18 protein-coding genes are annotated in these 16,509 nt (G+C 59.5%); 6 read left to right on the plus strand and 12 right to left on the minus strand.

The window, feature by feature from the left end:
• Nucleotides 1-21: 21 nt before the first annotated feature.
• Nucleotides 22-1,527: a UxaA family hydrolase gene (locus tag ACP7E0_RS14280; protein ID WP_426125697.1), complete on the minus strand. Its 1,506-nt coding sequence runs from the start codon at nt 1,525-1,527 to the stop codon at nt 22-24.
• On the opposite strand from ACP7E0_RS14280, the gene ACP7E0_RS14285 reads away from it, so the two are divergent.
• From ACP7E0_RS14285 to ACP7E0_RS14295, 3 genes are all read left to right on the plus strand, one after another.
• Nucleotides 1,508-1,732, plus strand: a complete 225-nt coding sequence (locus ACP7E0_RS14285) for a hypothetical protein (protein ID WP_426125698.1) — start codon at nt 1,508-1,510, stop codon at nt 1,730-1,732. The genes ACP7E0_RS14280 and ACP7E0_RS14285 overlap by 20 nt on opposite strands.
• Nucleotides 1,733-1,796: 64 nt before the next feature.
• Nucleotides 1,797-2,675: an FCD domain-containing protein gene (locus ACP7E0_RS14290; RefSeq protein ID WP_426125699.1), complete on the plus strand. Its 879-nt coding sequence runs from the start codon at nt 1,797-1,799 to the stop codon at nt 2,673-2,675.
• A gap of 126 nt (nt 2,676-2,801) precedes the next feature.
• Nucleotides 2,802-3,779, plus strand: coding sequence for a mannitol dehydrogenase family protein (locus ACP7E0_RS14295; protein ID WP_426125700.1), 978 nt, complete (start codon nt 2,802-2,804; stop codon nt 3,777-3,779).
• A 3-nt stretch (nt 3,780-3,782) separates the two neighbouring features.
• Here ACP7E0_RS14295 and ACP7E0_RS14300 read toward each other — a convergent pair whose 3' ends face one another.
• The gene (locus ACP7E0_RS14300; RefSeq protein WP_426125701.1) at nt 3,783-4,586 is read right to left on the minus strand and encodes an aldolase/citrate lyase family protein; all 804 of its coding nucleotides are present in this window, start codon (nt 4,584-4,586) and stop codon (nt 3,783-3,785) included.
• Nucleotides 4,587-4,698: 112 nt separating this feature from the next.
• Entirely contained in the window at nt 4,699-6,153 is a 1,455-nt protein-coding gene (gene gabD, locus ACP7E0_RS14305) for an NADP-dependent succinate-semialdehyde dehydrogenase (protein ID WP_426125858.1), read from the minus strand.
• A gap of 267 nt (nt 6,154-6,420) precedes the next feature.
• Between gabD and ACP7E0_RS14310 the strand changes: the two genes are divergently transcribed.
• Nucleotides 6,421-7,023: a nitroreductase family protein gene (locus ACP7E0_RS14310; RefSeq protein WP_426125702.1), complete on the plus strand. Its 603-nt coding sequence runs from the start codon at nt 6,421-6,423 to the stop codon at nt 7,021-7,023.
• 76 nt (nt 7,024-7,099) lie between these two features.
• Here ACP7E0_RS14310 and gyrB read toward each other — a convergent pair whose 3' ends face one another.
• The 5 genes from gyrB to ACP7E0_RS14335 form a co-directional block, all read right to left on the minus strand.
• Nucleotides 7,100-9,535 (minus strand): DNA topoisomerase (ATP-hydrolyzing) subunit B, encoded by a 2,436-nt coding sequence (gyrB, locus tag ACP7E0_RS14315; protein ID WP_426125703.1) that lies wholly within the window; start codon nt 9,533-9,535, stop codon nt 7,100-7,102.
• 150 nt (nt 9,536-9,685) lie between these two features.
• Nucleotides 9,686-10,060: a helix-turn-helix domain-containing protein gene (locus ACP7E0_RS14320; RefSeq protein WP_426125704.1), complete on the minus strand. Its 375-nt coding sequence runs from the start codon at nt 10,058-10,060 to the stop codon at nt 9,686-9,688.
• Nucleotides 10,057-10,626 (minus strand): Smr/MutS family protein, encoded by a 570-nt coding sequence (locus ACP7E0_RS14325; RefSeq protein WP_426125705.1) that lies wholly within the window; start codon nt 10,624-10,626, stop codon nt 10,057-10,059. Before ACP7E0_RS14325 ends, ACP7E0_RS14320 begins: the two co-directional genes overlap by 4 nt.
• Nucleotides 10,619-11,728: a murein transglycosylase A gene (gene mltA / locus ACP7E0_RS14330; protein ID WP_426125706.1), complete on the minus strand. Its 1,110-nt coding sequence runs from the start codon at nt 11,726-11,728 to the stop codon at nt 10,619-10,621. The genes ACP7E0_RS14325 and mltA overlap by 8 nt, the downstream gene beginning before the upstream one ends.
• A 29-nt stretch (nt 11,729-11,757) precedes the next feature.
• Nucleotides 11,758-12,456, minus strand: a complete 699-nt coding sequence (locus tag ACP7E0_RS14335; RefSeq protein WP_426125707.1) for a Tim44/TimA family putative adaptor protein — start codon at nt 12,454-12,456, stop codon at nt 11,758-11,760.
• A gap of 138 nt (nt 12,457-12,594) precedes the next feature.
• On the opposite strand from ACP7E0_RS14335, the gene ACP7E0_RS14340 reads away from it, so the two are divergent.
• Together ACP7E0_RS14340 and secB are read left to right on the plus strand one after the other, a co-directional pair.
• Nucleotides 12,595-13,122 carry an FxsA family protein gene (locus tag ACP7E0_RS14340; protein ID WP_426125708.1) on the plus strand — a complete coding sequence of 176 codons (528 nt, stop codon included), beginning with the start codon at nt 12,595-12,597 and terminating at the stop codon, nt 13,120-13,122.
• 77 nt (nt 13,123-13,199) lie between these two features.
• Nucleotides 13,200-13,688: a protein-export chaperone SecB gene (secB, locus tag ACP7E0_RS14345; RefSeq protein WP_426125709.1), complete on the plus strand. Its 489-nt coding sequence runs from the start codon at nt 13,200-13,202 to the stop codon at nt 13,686-13,688.
• A gap of 55 nt (nt 13,689-13,743) precedes the next feature.
• Here the strand turns inward: secB and dnaQ are convergent, their stop codons facing one another.
• The 4 genes from dnaQ to ACP7E0_RS14365 are packed head-to-tail and all read right to left on the minus strand — an operon-like array spanning nt 13,744 to nt 16,490.
• A complete protein-coding gene (gene dnaQ, locus ACP7E0_RS14350) occupies nt 13,744-14,448 on the minus strand; it encodes a DNA polymerase III subunit epsilon (protein WP_426125859.1) in 705 nt (234 codons plus the stop codon).
• Nucleotides 14,448-15,041: a dephospho-CoA kinase gene (coaE, locus tag ACP7E0_RS14355; protein ID WP_426125710.1), complete on the minus strand. Its 594-nt coding sequence runs from the start codon at nt 15,039-15,041 to the stop codon at nt 14,448-14,450. Before coaE ends, dnaQ begins: the two co-directional genes overlap by 1 nt.
• Entirely contained in the window at nt 15,038-15,898 is an 861-nt protein-coding gene (locus ACP7E0_RS14360; RefSeq protein WP_426125711.1) for a shikimate dehydrogenase, read from the minus strand. Before ACP7E0_RS14360 ends, coaE begins: the two co-directional genes overlap by 4 nt.
• On the minus strand, nt 15,891-16,490 hold the full coding sequence (locus tag ACP7E0_RS14365; RefSeq protein ID WP_426125712.1) for a Maf-like protein: 600 nt from the start codon (nt 16,488-16,490) through the stop codon (nt 15,891-15,893). Before ACP7E0_RS14365 ends, ACP7E0_RS14360 begins: the two co-directional genes overlap by 8 nt.
• Nucleotides 16,491-16,509: the final 19 nt, after the last annotated feature.

Here is a 16,509-nt window from a genome sequence, read left to right on the forward strand (position 1 = left end):
CTCCGCTCCAACGCCCGCCCGTCAGAGTGTCGCGCCCAGGTGCCAGGGCACGAATTCATTGTCGCCGTAACCGAACAGCTCGCTCTTGGTTTTCTTGCCGGACGCCGTATCGATGATCAGATCGAAGATCTCGCGGCCCATGCCGGCTATCGTCGCGTCACCCGTAGCAATGGTGCCGCAATCGATATCCATGTCTTCCTCCATGGCGCGATACAGTGCCGTGTTGCTGGTCAGCTTGATCGACGGACATGGACGCGAGCCAAAACAGCTGCCTCGACCGGTCGTAAACGTGATGACATTGGCGCCGCCCGCGACCTGTCCTGTCGCCGAGACCGGGTCGTAGCCGGGCGTATCCATGAAGACGAGGCCGTGTTCCGTCACCCGCTCGGCATAATGATAGACCGCCGTCAGCGGCGAGCGGCCACCCTTGGCGACGGCACCGAGCGATTTTTCCAGGATCGTCGTCAGGCCGCCGCGCTTGTTGCCCGGCGAAGGATTGTTGTCGAGCGAAGCGCCATGCATGGCGACATAGTCTTCCCACCAGGAAATCAGGCCGTCGAGTTTTTCCGCGACGCCATCATTGACGGCCCGGCTGCGCAGCAGATGCTCGGCACCGTAGATTTCCGAGGTTTCCGACAGGATGGCCGTACCGCCGGCACCGGCCAGAATATCAACAGCAGCCCCCAAAGCCGGATTGGCCGTAATGCCCGAAAGCCCATCCGAACCGCCGCATTGCAACCCGACGATGATTTCGCTGACCGGGATCGGAATTCGCTTGGCAGTGCCGATTTCCGCGGCGATCTCCTCAAGCACGCCCAAAGCCCGGGCTACGGCGCGGCGCGAGCCGCCGGCATCCTGAATGTTGAAATGCCTTTTGCCGGCACCGGCGCCCGACTGGCCGTAGAGCGTCAGCTGGTTGACCTCGCAGCCAAGCCCGACCATCAGCACGCCGCCGAAATTCACATGGCGCGTATAGCCGGCAAGGGTGCGGTGCAGGTTCTTCATGCCGTCGCCGGTCGAACTCATACCGCAGCCCTGATCGTGGACGATCGGCACGAAACCGTCGATGCCGTCATAACGCGGCAGAATGACCTTGTTGGCTTCCTCCGCGATGGCACGGCAGACGGTGGTGGAACAGTTGACGCTGGCGATGATGCCGATGAAATTGCGGGTCGCGGCGCGCCCGTCGGCGCGGCGGTAGCCCAGGAAAGTCCGCGCCTTGTCGGCGAGGCTGGCCGCTTCCGGCGGGACCGGAGCGCCGATCGACAGGCGGTCCTGATCGAAGGCGAGATTGTGCGAATGAACGTGGTCGCCCGCAGCGATCTCGACGGTCGCCCGGCCGATCGCCTGGCCGTATTTCACCACCGGTTCGCCGATATGGACGGGATGGATCGCCACCTTATGGCCGGGATCGATCTTGCCGTTTGCGCGCACGCCGCCCGGCAGTTCACCACCCGCCTCGATGGCCAGCGATGCGACGGCGACATTGTCGTCCGGCGACAAAACGATGAAGGAAGGTGCGGTCACCCTTGGTATCTCCCTGGCAATTCTTATTCGAATGAGCCTCTCATTCGTTTTGTCTTTTATCCACAATAGACAGTTTATCGTCAATGGGTATTATGGGGTGCGGCTGAAGGGCGCGACGCAAGCACCGCATCAAAAACAAAATCAGGGACGAAACACGATGAACCCGCAGAGCAAAATCGAAGACAGCATCAAACCGGTCGGATAGAGCACGTTAAAAAAACCCCGCCCACGCTTTGGGCTTACAGAACTCATATCCGGTCGATACAGCCATGGCGAAACAGAATACCGTCTTCAAGGACGCCTTCAACCGTTGCCTCAAGCTCCTGGCGGAAACATCCAGCCTGCCGTCCGAGCCGGAACTGGGCACGATGCTCGGCGTCAGCCGCACGACCATCCGCGCCATTCTGACGCGTATGGAAGAGCTACAGCTGCTGGCCTGGGACAAGCGGGCAAAGGTGGTCCTGCGCCAGCCGAGACCGGAGGATTATTATCCGGCGGAAGAAACCGATTCGCTCTCCGACATCATCGAGCGCAGTTTCATGCGCCGGATTCTGGCCGGCGGTGCCGAGCCTGGCATGCAGATCAACGAGCTGGAACTGGCGCGAGATATCGGCACCGGCACCACCAGCGTGCGCGAATTCCTGATTCGCTTCAGCCGCTTCGGCCTGATCGAGAAGCGTCCGAACAGCCACTGGATCCTCAAGGGTTTTACCCGCGAGTTTGCGCTGGAACTGACGGAAGTGCGCGAAATGTTCGAACTGCGCTCGGCCGCGAGCTTTGCCGCCCTTGCTCCAGAGCACCCGGCATGGGCCGATCTCGAGCGAATCGAGGCCCTGCACCATGAAATCCTCGCCGATATCGACAATCGCTACAAGGAATTCTCGGAGCTCGACGAACGCTTCCATCTTCTGGTGCATACGTCATCGAGCAACCGGTTCATCGTCGATTTCTACGACATCATCACCATCGTCTTTCACTATCATTACCAGTGGAACAAGACGAATGCGCGCGAGCGAAACGCCCGGGCGCTCGAGGAACATCTCGACTATATCGCCGCCCTTCGCTCCCGCGACCCTGTAAAAGTGGAGGCTGCATGCCGCAGACACCTCAAGTCTGCGCGAGAAACCCTGCTCCAGTCCATTCAATAGCCGGATTCAAGATATCATGATCACACCCATTGTTCAGTTTGGAACCAGCCGATTCCTGCAGGCTCATGCGATCTTTTCGTCAGTGAGGCACTGGAAAGGGGCGAAGCCATCGGCAAGATCACGATCGTGCAAACCACCGGATCAGTGGAGCGTGCCGCACGCTTAACGGCTTTGGCGGCGCCGGACGGTTTTCCAGTCATCATCAGGGGGCTTGTGGATGGCGCCAAAGTCGATCGCACCCAGCAGGTCAAAAGCGTCGCCCGGGCACTGTCCACTTCGGCCGACTGGGACGAGATCAAGCGGATCGTGGCCACGGAAGCGGAAGTGCTGATCTCCAATACCGGCGATACCGGCTATGCGATCGGTTTTGACGATCTTGTGACGGATATCCCGGCCTCGTTTCCCGGCAAACTGCTGATCCTTTTGCACGAGCGCTATCGCGCAGGCGGCAAGGCGCTGACGGTTCTGCTCTGTGAACTCGTCGCCCGCAACGGTGACACGCTGAAAACGGTAATGCTCGATCTTCAATCCAGCCGGATCGCTGATGCGGGTTTCAAGGACTGGCTGGCAAACCAGGTTATCTGGGGCAATACGCTGGTGGACCGGATCGTCTCCGAACCATTGGAGCCTGCCGGAGCGGTGGCAGAGCCCTATGCGCTGTGGGCGATAGAGGCGCAGCCCAGGTTAAAACTCCCCTGCAGGCATCCGTCCATTCTGCTGGTCGACGACCTCTCTCCTTACGAAAAACTGAAGCTGCACATCCTCAACCTCGGCCACACTGTGCTGGCCGATCTCTGGCTAAAAACCGGCCGTCCTCATGATGAGACCGTGAAAGCCATCCTGAAGGATCCGGACGTTCTCGCAATGCTGATGGATATCTATGAAACCGAGGTCATTCCCGGCTTTGCCGCGAAGAACCTCGGCATCGAGGCAACCGATTACGTGACTTTGACGCTCGACCGGTTTCACAATCCGTTTCTGGACCACCGCATCCGCGACATCGCCAACCATCACGCCGAGAAAATCACCCGGCGGCTCGCCGATTTCAAGGCCTGGAGCCCGGATGTGGCGATGCCGAAGCTGACAGCAATCATCAAAAGCTGATGATCAGTAGCCGGCAACCGGCTTGGCATCACTCTTTCCACCGGACAGGAAATCCTCCCGCAGCCGGGTCGTGGCGCTGACCAGCAGTGTCACATCGGTGCCGATCGCCATGAAGTCCGCGCCCATCTGCCGGTACATATGGGCCTGATCGAGGCTCAAAGTCATGATGCCACGCGCCTTGCCGGCCTTGCCGATGCGATCAAAGGCGCCGTTGATTGCCGCGGTTACCTCAGGATGCCCCGGTTGGCCAAGATACCCCATGTCAGCTGCCAGATCGGACGGGCCGATAAACAGGCCGTCAACGCCGTCGAGCGCAGCGATATCATCCAGCTCTGCAAGGCCGGCGCGACTCTCGATCTGCACGATCAGGCAGATTTCGTCATTGGCCGTTTCGAGATAATCGCCGATCCGGCTGAACTGCGATGCCCGGCCAAGGGCTGCGCCAACGCCGCGCACGCCGTGCGGCGGGTAGCGCACGGCACGCACCAGAGCCTGCGCCTGCTCGACGCTTTCCACCATCGGGATCAGCAGCGTCTGGGCGCCGGTATCGAGGGTCTGCTTGATCAGCCATGTTTCGCCAATGGGAAGCCGGACCATCGGATGGCTGCCGGAGCGGGCGACGGCCTGGATCTGTGCCGACAGAAGCGGAATATCGTTCGGCCCGTGTTCACCATCGATCAAAAGCCAGTCATAGCCACTGCCCGAGACGATTTCCGCCGCATAGGGACTGGCCAGCGCGACCCAGAGGCCCAGCTGAAAACGATTCTCGCGGAGCGCGGCTTTGAAGGTATTTTTCGGGGCGGGCATGGCTGTCTCCTGCTGTCTTTATGCTTTCTACCGCCAAACAAAAAAACCGGCCAGAGCTATCCGGCCGGTTTCCTGCAAGACCTGACTGGCAGATCAGGCCTCGACTTGCGAATCAGGCAATGCCGCCGAGGCAGACATATTTGATCTCGGTAAATTCCTCGATGCCGTATTTCGAGCCTTCGCGCCCAAGTCCGGACAGCTTGACGCCGCCAAAAGGCGCTTCAGCCGTCGAGATCAAACCGGTATTGACGCCGACCATGCCATATTCGAGCGCTTCGGCAACGCGGAAGACACGGGATAGATCCTTGGCATAGAAATAAGACGCCAAGCCGAATTCGGTGTCGTTGGCCTGCTCGATGACATCCGCCTCAGACTTGAAGCGGAACAGCGGCGCAAGAGGACCGAAGGTTTCTTCGCGGGCAACAGCCATGTCCTTGGTGACATCGGCCAGGATGGTTGCCTCGAAGAACGTGCCGCCGAGCGCATGCGGCTTGCCGCCCGCCAAGATGCGCGCGCCCTTTTTCAATGCGTCGGCAATGTGCTCCTCAACTTTGTTGAGGGCTGCCTTGTCGATCAACGGTCCGAGAATCACACCTTCATCGAAACCATTTCCGGTCTTCAGTTTACCGACAGCCGTTGCCAGCTTTTCAGCAAAGGCATCGTAGACGCCGTCCTGAACATAGATGCGGTTGGCGCAGACGCAGGTCTGGCCGTTGTTGCGGTACTTGGCGATCAGCGCACCTTCGACGGCAGCGTCGAGGTCGGCATCATCGAAAACGATGAACGGCGCGTTACCGCCAAGTTCGAGGCCGAGTTTCTTGATGGTCGGCGCGCTCTGCTTGTAGAGTTCGGTACCGATTTCCGTCGAGCCGGTAAAGGTCAGCTTGCGTACGGTCGGATTAGAGGTCATTTCGGCGCCGATGGCCGCGGCCGAACCGGTGATGACGCTGAACAGACCCTTCGGCAGACCAGCACGTTCGGCCAAAACAGCGATGGCGATGGCCGAGAATGGCGTCTGCGAGGCCGGCTTCAAAACCATGGCGCAACCGGCAGCAAAGGCAGGGCCGGCCTTGCGGGTGATCATCGCATTGGGGAAATTCCACGGGGTGATTGCCGCGACGACGCCAATCGGCTGCTTCATCACCATGATGCGCTTGTCCGGCTGATGACCCGGAATCATGTCACCGTAGATGCGGCGGCCTTCTTCGGCAAACCATTCGATGAAGCTGGCGCCATAGACGATTTCACCGGTTGCTTCCGCCAGCGGCTTACCCTGTTCGAGCGTCAGAATGCGGCCGAGATCGTCCTTGTTATCGATCATCAGGTCATACCATTTGCGCAGCACGGCGCAGCGGTCCTTGGCTGTTCTTGCCGCCCAGCCCTTCTGGGCTATCCGTGCGGCCTCGATGGCCGCCTTGGTTTCGGCTGCACCGAGCTTCGGCACGCGGCCGATGATTTCGCCGGTCGCCGGATTGTTCACCTCAATGGCATTTTTCGCATCGGCTTCGATCCAGTTCTCGCCGACGAGTGCGGCCTGGCGAAACAGCGAAGGGTCTTTCAAGGTCACGGTCATCAGCAGCAAATCCTTTGCTTCGTAAAATCTACAGAACTTATACAACTTTTTTCTGGCGTTCGACAATAACCCTGAAGAGCGTTTCTGCGGTCTGTTTCGCCGCACCACCCGCCACCGAACCAAGTCGCCTGGCCGTTGTCGTCAAATTTGAAACGGTCCATATCCAAACTGGAGTCTATTCCTCGCCTATACAATCGCTATATACGGACTACGTCCGCTTATCGAATTCAGGCCCCCGACCTCCCAAGACAGGAACATGCCATGACAACCACGAGCAACTACCGCCAGGCAGACTATCCGATCGAACCAAGCTTCCTCAATCGCTGGTCGCCGCGCGCCTTTACCGGCGAAACCATTTCCGAAACCGAACTGCTGACCATTCTGGAAGCCGGCCGCTGGGCTCCATCAGCCTATAATTCGCAGCCGTGGCGCTTCGTCTATGCTTTGCGCGGCACTGAACAGTGGGACAGGATCTTCCCGATCCTCAACGAATTCAACCAAGGCTGGGCAAAATCCGCTTCGGCACTCGTTATCCTGGTTTCGAAAACTCACTTCGCCGCGCCGGGCGCAACAGAAGAAGCGCTGTCCTACAGCCACAGCTTCGACACCGGCGCCGCCTGGGGCTCGATCGCCCATCAGGCACAGCTGCTCGGCTTCCAGGCACACGGCATGACGGGCATACATTTCGACAAGGCGATCGAAATCCTCGGTATTCCTGAAGGTTATCGCGTCGAAGCCGCCGCCGCTATCGGCCGCCTCGGCGACAAGACACAGCTGCCGGACTTCCTGCAGGCGCGCGAAACACCAAGCCCACGCCGCCCGCTTGCCGAAGTTGCCTTCAATGGCACTTTCATCGCCGGCTAAGCTAAAATAGCAAAACCACGCCTTCCGGATGGGAGGCGTGGTTTTCAATGAGACAATGAAGGGGCTGCGCCCTGCCTTAGATATCCAGGTTGGCGACGCTCAGCGCGTTTTCCTGAATGAATTCGCGCCGCGGCTCGACCTCGTCACCCATCAGACGCGAGAACAGACCATCGGCATCGGTGGCGTCAGGCACGCGGACCTGAAGCAGCGAGCGGACATTCGGATCGAGCGTCGTTTCCCAGAGCTGCTCGGCATTCATCTCGCCAAGACCCTTGTAGCGCTGCATCGACAGACCCTTGCGGCCGCTGGCGAAGACGGCGTCAAGAAGTGCGCGCGGGCCGCTAATTTCGATTGCACCGTCCTTGCGCTTCAACAGCGGCGGAATGGCATAGATTTCCTTGAGGCGCGGGGTCATCAGATCGATATGACGCGCGTCCTGTGATCCGATCAACGCCATGTCCAGCGAGGCCACTTCCTTAACGCCACGCACCATGCGCTCGAACTTCAGGCCACCATCGCTGGCAACCGCCACGCCCCAGCCGCGCTCGGTTTCTTCGGCGATAAGGTCCAGCCGCTTGGCCACGTCGGCAGCGGTCGCTTCGGACTGTGCCTGGTTGTTGTTCAGCTCCGGATTGAGAGCGCCGGCAATCGCCGCCTGTTCGACGACGGAGCGGCTGTAGCGCGAATGCAGGGATTCGACCAGCGTGCGCAACCGCAGCGCATCGATGATGACCTCGCGCAGGTCCTGCCCGACACGGACTTCGCCGGAACCGAGCTCTAGGGCAGCATCCTCGAGACCCGTGGAGATCAGATATTCCTCCAGCGCCTTTTCATCCTTCAGATACTGCGCCGACTTGCCACGCGCCACCTTGTAGAGCGGAGGCTGGGCGATATAGAGGTGGCCGCGCTCGATCAGTTCCGGCATCTGCCGGAAGAAGAAGGTCAGAAGCAGCGTGCGAATATGGGCGCCATCGACGTCAGCATCGGTCATGATGATGATCTTGTGATAGCGCAGCTTGTCCGGGTTGAATTCGTCCTTGCCGATCGATGTGCCAAGCGCCGTGATCAGCGTGCCGATTTCCTGGCTGGACAGCATCTTGTCGAAGCGGGCCCGTTCGACATTGAGGATCTTGCCGCGCAGCGGCAGGATCGCCTGGTTTTCACGCGAGCGGCCCTGCTTGGCGGAGCCGCCGGCGGAATCCCCTTCCACGAGGAAGAGTTCGGATTTGGCCGGATCACGCTCGGAGCAGTCGGCAAGCTTGCCGGGCAGCGACGAGATATCCAGCGCGCCCTTGCGGCGGGTCAGTTCGCGGGCCTTCTTGGCTGCTTCGCGGGCAGCGGCCGCTTCGATCACCTTGCCGACGAGGATCTTCGCGTCGCCCGGATGCTCCTCAAGCCAGGTGCTGAGCGCTTCGTTGACGAGACTTTCGACAACAGGGCGAACCTCCGAGGAGACAAGTTTGTCCTTGGTCTGGGATGAGAATTTCGGATCCGGAACCTTGACGGAGAGAACGGCGGTCAAGCCTTCGCGGCAGTCTTCGCCGGTCAGCGTGACCTTTTCCTTCTTCATGATGCCGGAGCTATCGCCATAGGAAATAATCTGGCGTGTCAGACCGCCACGAAAGCCGGCCATATGGGTGCCGCCATCGCGCTGCGGGATGTTGTTGGTGAAGCAGAGAACATTCTCGTGATAGCTGTCGTTCCACCACATCGCTACTTCGACAGTGATGCCGTCCTTTTCGCCGCGAATGGCGACGGGCCTTGAGACCAGCGGCTTTTTCGCGCGGTCGAGATAGGCAACGAAGGCTTCGAGGCCGCCGTCATACATCATCTCGGTCTCGCGGATATCGGAATGCCGCTTGTCGGTCAGGAGAATGCGAACACCCGAATTGAGGAAGGCGAGCTCGCGCAGGCGATGCTCCAACGTTCCATAGTCGAACTCGATCATCGTAAAAGTGTCGGTGCTCGGCAGGAAGGTGACTTCCGTACCGGTCTCGCCATTGCTGTCGCCGATCACCTTTAGGGGTGCGTCAGCAACGCCGTGGGTGAAGTTGATTTCGTGGATCTTGCCCTGGCGCTTGATCTTCAGCTGCAGCTTGACCGACAGCGCGTTGACGACCGAGACGCCGACGCCGTGCAGACCGCCGGAAACCTTGTAGGAATTCTGGTCGAACTTACCGCCGGCATGCAGCTGCGTCATGATCACTTCGGCCGCCGAAATGCCCTCGCCCGTGTGGATGTCGGTTGGGATGCCGCGGCCGTTGTCGGTCACCGTCACCGAGCCGTCGGCATTCAGCGTTACGGTGACGATATCGGCATGGCCAGCCAGCGCCTCATCGATCGCATTGTCCACGACTTCGTAAACCATGTGGTGCAGACCGGAACCGTCGTCGGTATCACCGATATACATGCCCGGCCGCTTGCGGACGGCATCGAGACCCTTCAGGACCTTGATGGAATCAGCACCATATTCGGCGCTTGCGCCGGCTTCGGTTTCAGGCAAATCGGTCATTCGGCTATAAGTCTTTCCAGGTTTCGATGCCATGTCTTCGGAGATGAGATTCCGTGCGAATCACCCCTCGATGGCGCTCCCCGAATATAGGGATTTTGTCCATAGTTCCAAATCCCGTGCAGCCTGAAAGCGGCAGAAATCAGGGGATCATCAGAGTTCCTTATCAGCAAAGCGGGCTTTTTCCAAAACATCTTCCAGGATGCGGATAGTTTCGCCGGATAAGCTGCGGATACGGCCCGCAAGCCGGTTGGCAAAGGCCGTGTGCGTTGATGGCAAACCGGATGTATCGAGCACCACTTTCGGGTCGGAAATGGCTGCAATTCCGAACAGTTCGTCTGCGTCGTCCCAGATGACATTGAAATATCCGGCGACCCTCTGCAGGAATTCAAAGCTCGGAGCGCCGCGTTTTCCATGCTCCAGGGCCGAGAGATAGGCGGGCGATACGCCGATCGCCGCCGCCATCTGCTTCTGCGACACGCCCTTTTTGAGTCGCAGCCGGCGCACGGCGTCGCCGAACGGGGTCATGGGGCCATGCCCCTAGGGCGGGACAAACGGACATAAAGCGCGCCGTCACCACCATGGTTGCGCGCGGCAGGCTCAAAAGACGAGATCAGCATGCGGAATTCCGGCAGCGAAAACCACATCGGCACCGCCCGCTTGAGAGCACCGTCGCTGCCCAGCGACGTTCCCTTGCCGGTAATGACAAGCACATGCCGCAAGCCACGATCATAGGCCCGCATCAGGAAATGCAGCAGCAGCCCATGCGCCTCGCTCTGGATCATGCCATGCAGGTCGATCCGCGCTTCGATCGCCAGGTGGCCCTTGGCAAGCTTGCGCTTCACCGGCTTTTCAAGCGGATGGTGCAAACGGGTCGGACGTTTCGGGAGTTCCGGCGGGGCGGCACCGAAGGCCTCAGCGAGCGACTTGCCTTCCTTGATCACCGGCATCGGCAGTTTTTCCGGCTGGGGCTCGGGTTTGGGCTCCTCGAATTCCGCGAGCTCATCCATGCGTCCCGGCAGCGGACGGGTGGTGCGGGCGACCTTGCCCCAGAGGATGCGGTCTTCGCTGGTAAGCTTCTTTGCCTTAGCCATGACCGTATCTTGCCGCCGCGGCCTTCGGGATGAAAATGAAAAAGTCGGCCTCGTTGCGCACCGCACCGGCCAGCCGTCCGGCCTCGTCACCGGATCCGGTAAAGATATCGCCACGCGCGGGCCCGACAATTGCCGAACCCGTATCGAGCGCCAGCATCAGCCGCCGGAAAGGACGGCCGCTCTCAATGGAGGTCAGGCTATCGCTCGAAATGAAAAATGGCACGCCAAATGTATGGATGAGCCGGTCGACGGCCAGCGAGCGGCCGGGTTCGAGCGCCACCTTTGCGGCTGCGACTGGTCCAAGCCCGGTATCATCGACCTCTGCCTCACGGAAAAATATGAAGGAACGATTGTGCCACAGCACTTCGTCCGCCTCGTCCGGATGATCGTCCAGCCATTGCTTGATCGTCTGCATCGAAACATCAGCCGCTTCGATCTTGCCGCGTTCGATCAGAAGCTTGCCGGTGGCCGAAAAATAATGGCCGGTCTTGGCCGCATATGTCACCCGCTTGATCGAGCCGTCTGGATAGACCAGCCGCGCCGCGCCCTGCACATGGGCAAAGAACACGTCGGTCTTCGATTTTGCGTAGGCAATCTCCAGTTCGCGGCCGGCTAGGTATCCCTGCTCGATGGCCTTGCGGTCCTGATATTCCGAGATCACGTCATCCGCCTGCTGCCCGAATGCAAAATACTGGTCCATGCCGTCGGGACGGTTGCTGTCATCGATATCGATGAGATCGTCAGGGCGCCGATAGAAGGGGAAGCGAAACGTCTCGTCCGGTGTCGCACTGACCAGAACTTCGGGCTCGAAGAAGGCTGTGACAAAGCCGGGCTTGCCATCGTTCCGGACAATCTTGAAGGGAATGAAACGGTCTTCAAAGAAAGCGCGGGCTTCGCCCGCATCCTGCGGCCGGGCCTCTTTGGCGGCTTCATAGGCTGGCATCAGGTCGGCGGTGGAAATACCGAGCGATGCCGTCTTGTGTGGTTTGACTGAGGTAACTTGCTGACGACACCGCTCAAGCGCCGGCAAAAGCGGGGATGGATTATCGGTCTGCCAACCGGGAAGGTCGGAAAAATCGACCCGCTGCAAATCGAAATCCATCGCCGCCAGTCCCGTGCCTTATGTCCCGATCAGTTTTCCGATTCCGTCGCGATCAGCTTCCAGTTCGGATCGCGGGAACGGGTATCGCGCGAGAAGGTCCAGAGGTCGTTGACCTCGGAAACAGCTTCGGCATCGCCATCGACGATCGCGCCGGCCTTGTCGTAGGTCGCTGAAATCAACTGGCTGACGATGCGCAACGTGATGTTGGCTTCGCTGTCCTTGATCTCGGCATGCACCATGTCGGCCTTCTCAATGCCGACGAAGGTGGACTTGACGACCTCGCCCTTGCTTTCGCGTTCGGAAATCGCCGCGTCGAAGCCGTCATAGACGTCGCGGGACAAAAGACCCTTAAGCGTCTTGCGGTCGCCATCGGCGAAAGCCATGACGATCATCTCATAGGCCATCTTGGCGCCATTGACGAATTCCTTCGGATCGAAGGCCGGATCGGAATCGAACATGCGGCGCAGTGCGTCGTTCAGCGGTGTGCCTGCCTTGGTGAAGGCGTCGATTTCAGCGTAGCGTGAAATCTCTTCGCCGGCACCGTCGCGGCGGGGCAATTGCACCACTTTACCGGAGGCCTCAGGCCCGTCGGCTGCTTCGCGCGGCGAATAGGGATCGACCGGCGGACGTTCGTTGCCGGTCCGCTTGCCCAGGACGCTGCGCAGTTGGAGGAATATGATCACCGCGGCGACCAAGAAAAACAATGTGATGAAGTCGAAAGAGCCCATTTCCACCCAGAACCGCTGTTAATATGCCGTGCGATCATCCCATATAGTCTGCATGGCACGATCATTCAAATGGCTATATCACTTCTTTGCAATTGCCGGTGCGGTTCGGCTTAACCACAATCACCTGAGTAGATATCAATGCGCTCCCTGATCATCCCGATCCTTTTCCTTTCGATGCCGATCGCGGAGATCGCAACCTTCATCGTCGTCGGCCGCGAAGTCGGCGTCGGTATGACACTTCTTCTCGTTGTGGCCAGCGCCATCGCCGGCGCGATTTTGTTGCGCATTCAGGGGTTTGGTGTTCTCAGAAAGATCCAGCAGGCTTCGCAAACCGGCACCGACCCGGGCCGGCAACTGGTGCATGGCGTTATGATTGTGATCGCTGCCTTCCTGTTGATCATTCCAGGTTTTATCAGCGACATCATCGGACTGCTGCTCTTCATACCGGCTGTTCGGGATCTCGGCTGGTCCTTCGTCAAGAATCGCCTGACGATTGTCACGACCGGCATGGCGGCGGGTTCGCGTGGCTTTTCTCGCGGTCAGGGACCGGACCGTGACGCCGCTCGCCGCGCAGATACCCGCGTGATCGACCTCGACGACGACGAATTTTCGCGCAGCGATGGCCGAGGCCGCACCGATCCGAACGAGCGTGACCGCCTCAAGTGACGGCGGCACCGGGTTGTAAGCCCGGGTGCGAAATGCTAGATGCCTCACCAAATTTCATGTCCGAAGGAAATGGCCTTATGACCGATACCGCATCCCCGACAAACGGCGCCACCGAGAGCCCGTCCCTGAACATCCTGGCCCAGTACATCAAGGACCTTTCGTTTGAGAACCCGGGCGCTCCGCGTTCGCTTCAGGCGCGCGAAAAGGCTCCGGCGATCAACATCAATGTCAACGTCAATGCCAATCCTTTGTCGGATGCGGAATTCGACGTCATCCTGACGCTGAACGCAGAAGCCAAGGACGGCGACAAGATGCTGTTCAATGTCGAACTGTCCTATGGCGGCGTTTTCCGCGTTACCGGTTTCCCGCAGGAACACATGCTGCCGCTTCTCTTCATCGAGTGCCCGCGCCTGCTCTTCCCGTTCGCTCGCCAGATCGTTTCCGACGCGACGCGCAACGGCGGCTTCCCGCCGCTGATGATCGACCCGATCGATTTTGCCCAGATGTTCACCCAGCGCATGGCTGAGGAAAAGGTTCGCTCGCAGGTTTCGACGACCGCGAACTGATCCGGCTTTGGCCTGAATTTGAATGTCTCAATGCCCGGTCCTTGACCGGGCATTTTTATTTAGCGGCTTCGTATTTGGCCCAGATGGCTTTTGTGCCCATCTGGGCGACAAGCGCTGCATGGGCTTCCGCTTCGTCGCCAGTCAGGCGAGACCCGAGCGGATGCGGCCTTTGGCCAGCGATCACAATGACATCATCCACATCCGACGCCTGGCCGCGATTATCGCTGGAGTGCAGACCGAACGCCGTCTGGCGGCCGCCGATCAGCTCGATATAGACTTCCGCCAGAAGTTCGGAGTCGAGCAGAGCGCCGTGCTTCGTGCGGTGCGAATTGTCCACCCCGTAGCGCCGGCAGAGCGCATCGAGCGAATTCGGACCCATCGGATGTTTTCGGCGGGCCAGCGCCAACGTATCGGTGACCACATCATTGGTGATCGCCGGTAGACCCAGCCGGGCAAATTCGGCGTTCATGAACCCCATGTCGAAGGTCGCATTATGCGCCACCCAGCGCGCGTCGGCGAAAAATGCCAGCAGTTCATCGACGATGCCGGCAAAGTTCGGCTTGTCCTTCAGCGACTCGTCCGAGATGCCATGGATCGCCAACGCGTCGGGATGCACCTTGCGGTCACCCGGATTGATATAGACATGGAAGGTCCGTCCGGTCGGGAAATGATTGTCGAGCTCGATGCCGCCGATTTCGATGACGCGGTCGAGCTTGTTGTCGAGACCTGTCGTTTCCGTATCGAAAATGATTTCGCGCATCATGGCCTCTTCTGGCTTGTCAGCCCCTGGACGATCTCCGCCACCTGGTCGCGGGCCGAATCAAGTCCGTGGCCCGTATCGATGATGTAATCCGCTTTCGCACGTTTTTCTTGGTCGGGGATCTGGCGCGACAGGATGAGAGCAAATTTTTCCTCCGTCATCCCCGCTCTTTTCAGCACCCGCTCCCTTTGTATCTCCGGATCGCAGGTGACGACTGCAACGGCATCGACGCGGCCTTCGCCCTTTGTCTCAAACAGAAGCGGGATATCGAGCACGACGAGGGGGGCGCCAGCGGCGCGATGATGGTCGAGAAACGCCCGCTCCTTTTCGCGCACCAGCGGATGGACGATCGCTTCCAGCGTCTTGAACAAGGACGGATCGTTGGCGAGTTGCCGGGAAAGTTCCGCCCGGTCAACGCTACCCGCTTTCGCCGTTCCGGGGAATGCCGCTTCAATCGGCGCCACGGCTTCATGTTGATAGAGCGCATGTACGACGGCATCAGCATCGTTGACCGGCACGCCAATATCCAAAAACATCGTGGCGGTGGTCGACTTGCCCATGCCGATCGATCCGGTGAGCCCGAGAATGATCATGCGTGGCTCGCCATGTCGTCGATGATGATCTGACGCAGGGCGGCATCGACCGTCGGCGTCTTGCCGAACCATTTCTTAAATCCGGGTGCGGCCTGGTGCAGGAGCATGCCGAGCCCATCGACCGTGGCAAAACCCTGCGCCTCTGCCTGCGCGAGGATCGGCGTTTTCAAGGGCACATAAACAATGTCCGTCACAATGCTGCCGGTTGCCATGACGGTGAAATCGATCTGCGGTACTTCCGAGCCATCCATTCCGAGCGACGTTGTGTTGATGAAGAGACCTGCGCCGGTCATCACCTCGGACAGGGCTGCCATCGGCTGTGCATGAACCGCCGGGCCGAACCGGTCGGCCAGTTCCTGGGCGCGGGCAGCCGTGCGATTGACGACATGGATTGTCTTGACGCCCCGATCGCGAACAGCCTGGATCACCGCCCGGCTGGCGCCGCCGGCGCCGAGGACGACAGCCGTTCGACAGCGGTCCCAACCGGCGGCTCGTTCATCGAGATTGGCGGTGAAGCCATAGCCGTCAGTGTTGGTTGCATGCACCAGACCATCCTCCAGCCAGAGTGTATTGGACGCACCAAGTTCTGCGCTCAATGGATCCGGGCGGTCGGAAAGCGTGAAAGCCAGCTCCTTGTGCGGGATAGTGACATTGCCGCCCGTGAAACCGGATAACCCGCTTTTGACCGACGCGATGAAATCGGGAAACTCTTCCGGAGATACGGCATGAGCCCGATAGCTTCCCGGCAATCCCAGCTTTTTCAGCCAATAGCCATGGATCAGCGGAGAGCGCGAATGCTTGATCGGATAGCCCGTGACGAAGGCGTGGTTAACAAATGTTTCACGTGAATCACGCATCGATCACCCGTAAATCCCTGAGTTTTGTGAGCAGCGGCAGCATGGGCAGCCCGAGAATGGTGAAATAGTCACCATCGATTTTATCGAAAAGCTGGATGCCCTCGCCTTCCAGCTGATAGGCACCGACGCTGGAGAGTGCCTTTTTTCCAACGCGGGCGAGATGTGCATCGATAAATTCCGGGCGCAGAGCCCTAACAGACATTTGCGCCGAAGACACATGCTTCCAGAGAATGTCATTTCCGCGCGTCAGCACAATGCCGCTGTTCAACTGGTGAACCTGACCGGACAGCGACAACAGATGGTCGCGCGCTTCATTCATGTCGCGGGGCTTGTGATAGACCCGGGCACCAAGCGACATGGTCTGGTCCGAGCCGATGATGATATCATCCGGAAAAGCCTGCCCGACATTCCTGGCCTTGGCTTCGGCCAGGATCAGCGCGACCTCCTCCGGTGAAGAACCCTGCTGTTCGACCTCGCCTTCAATTGCCCGCTCGTCAATATCGGCTGCTTTTGCCTGAAAGGCGATGCCGGCATTTTCCAGCAGCATGCGACGGAACGGGCTCGCCGAAGCGAGGACAAGAGAACCTGCCATTGTCATTTATCCTGATTGA

It is taken from the genome of Pararhizobium sp. PWRC1-1, from assembly GCF_049897905.1.
Taxonomy (GTDB): domain Bacteria; phylum Pseudomonadota; class Alphaproteobacteria; order Rhizobiales; family Rhizobiaceae; genus Pararhizobium.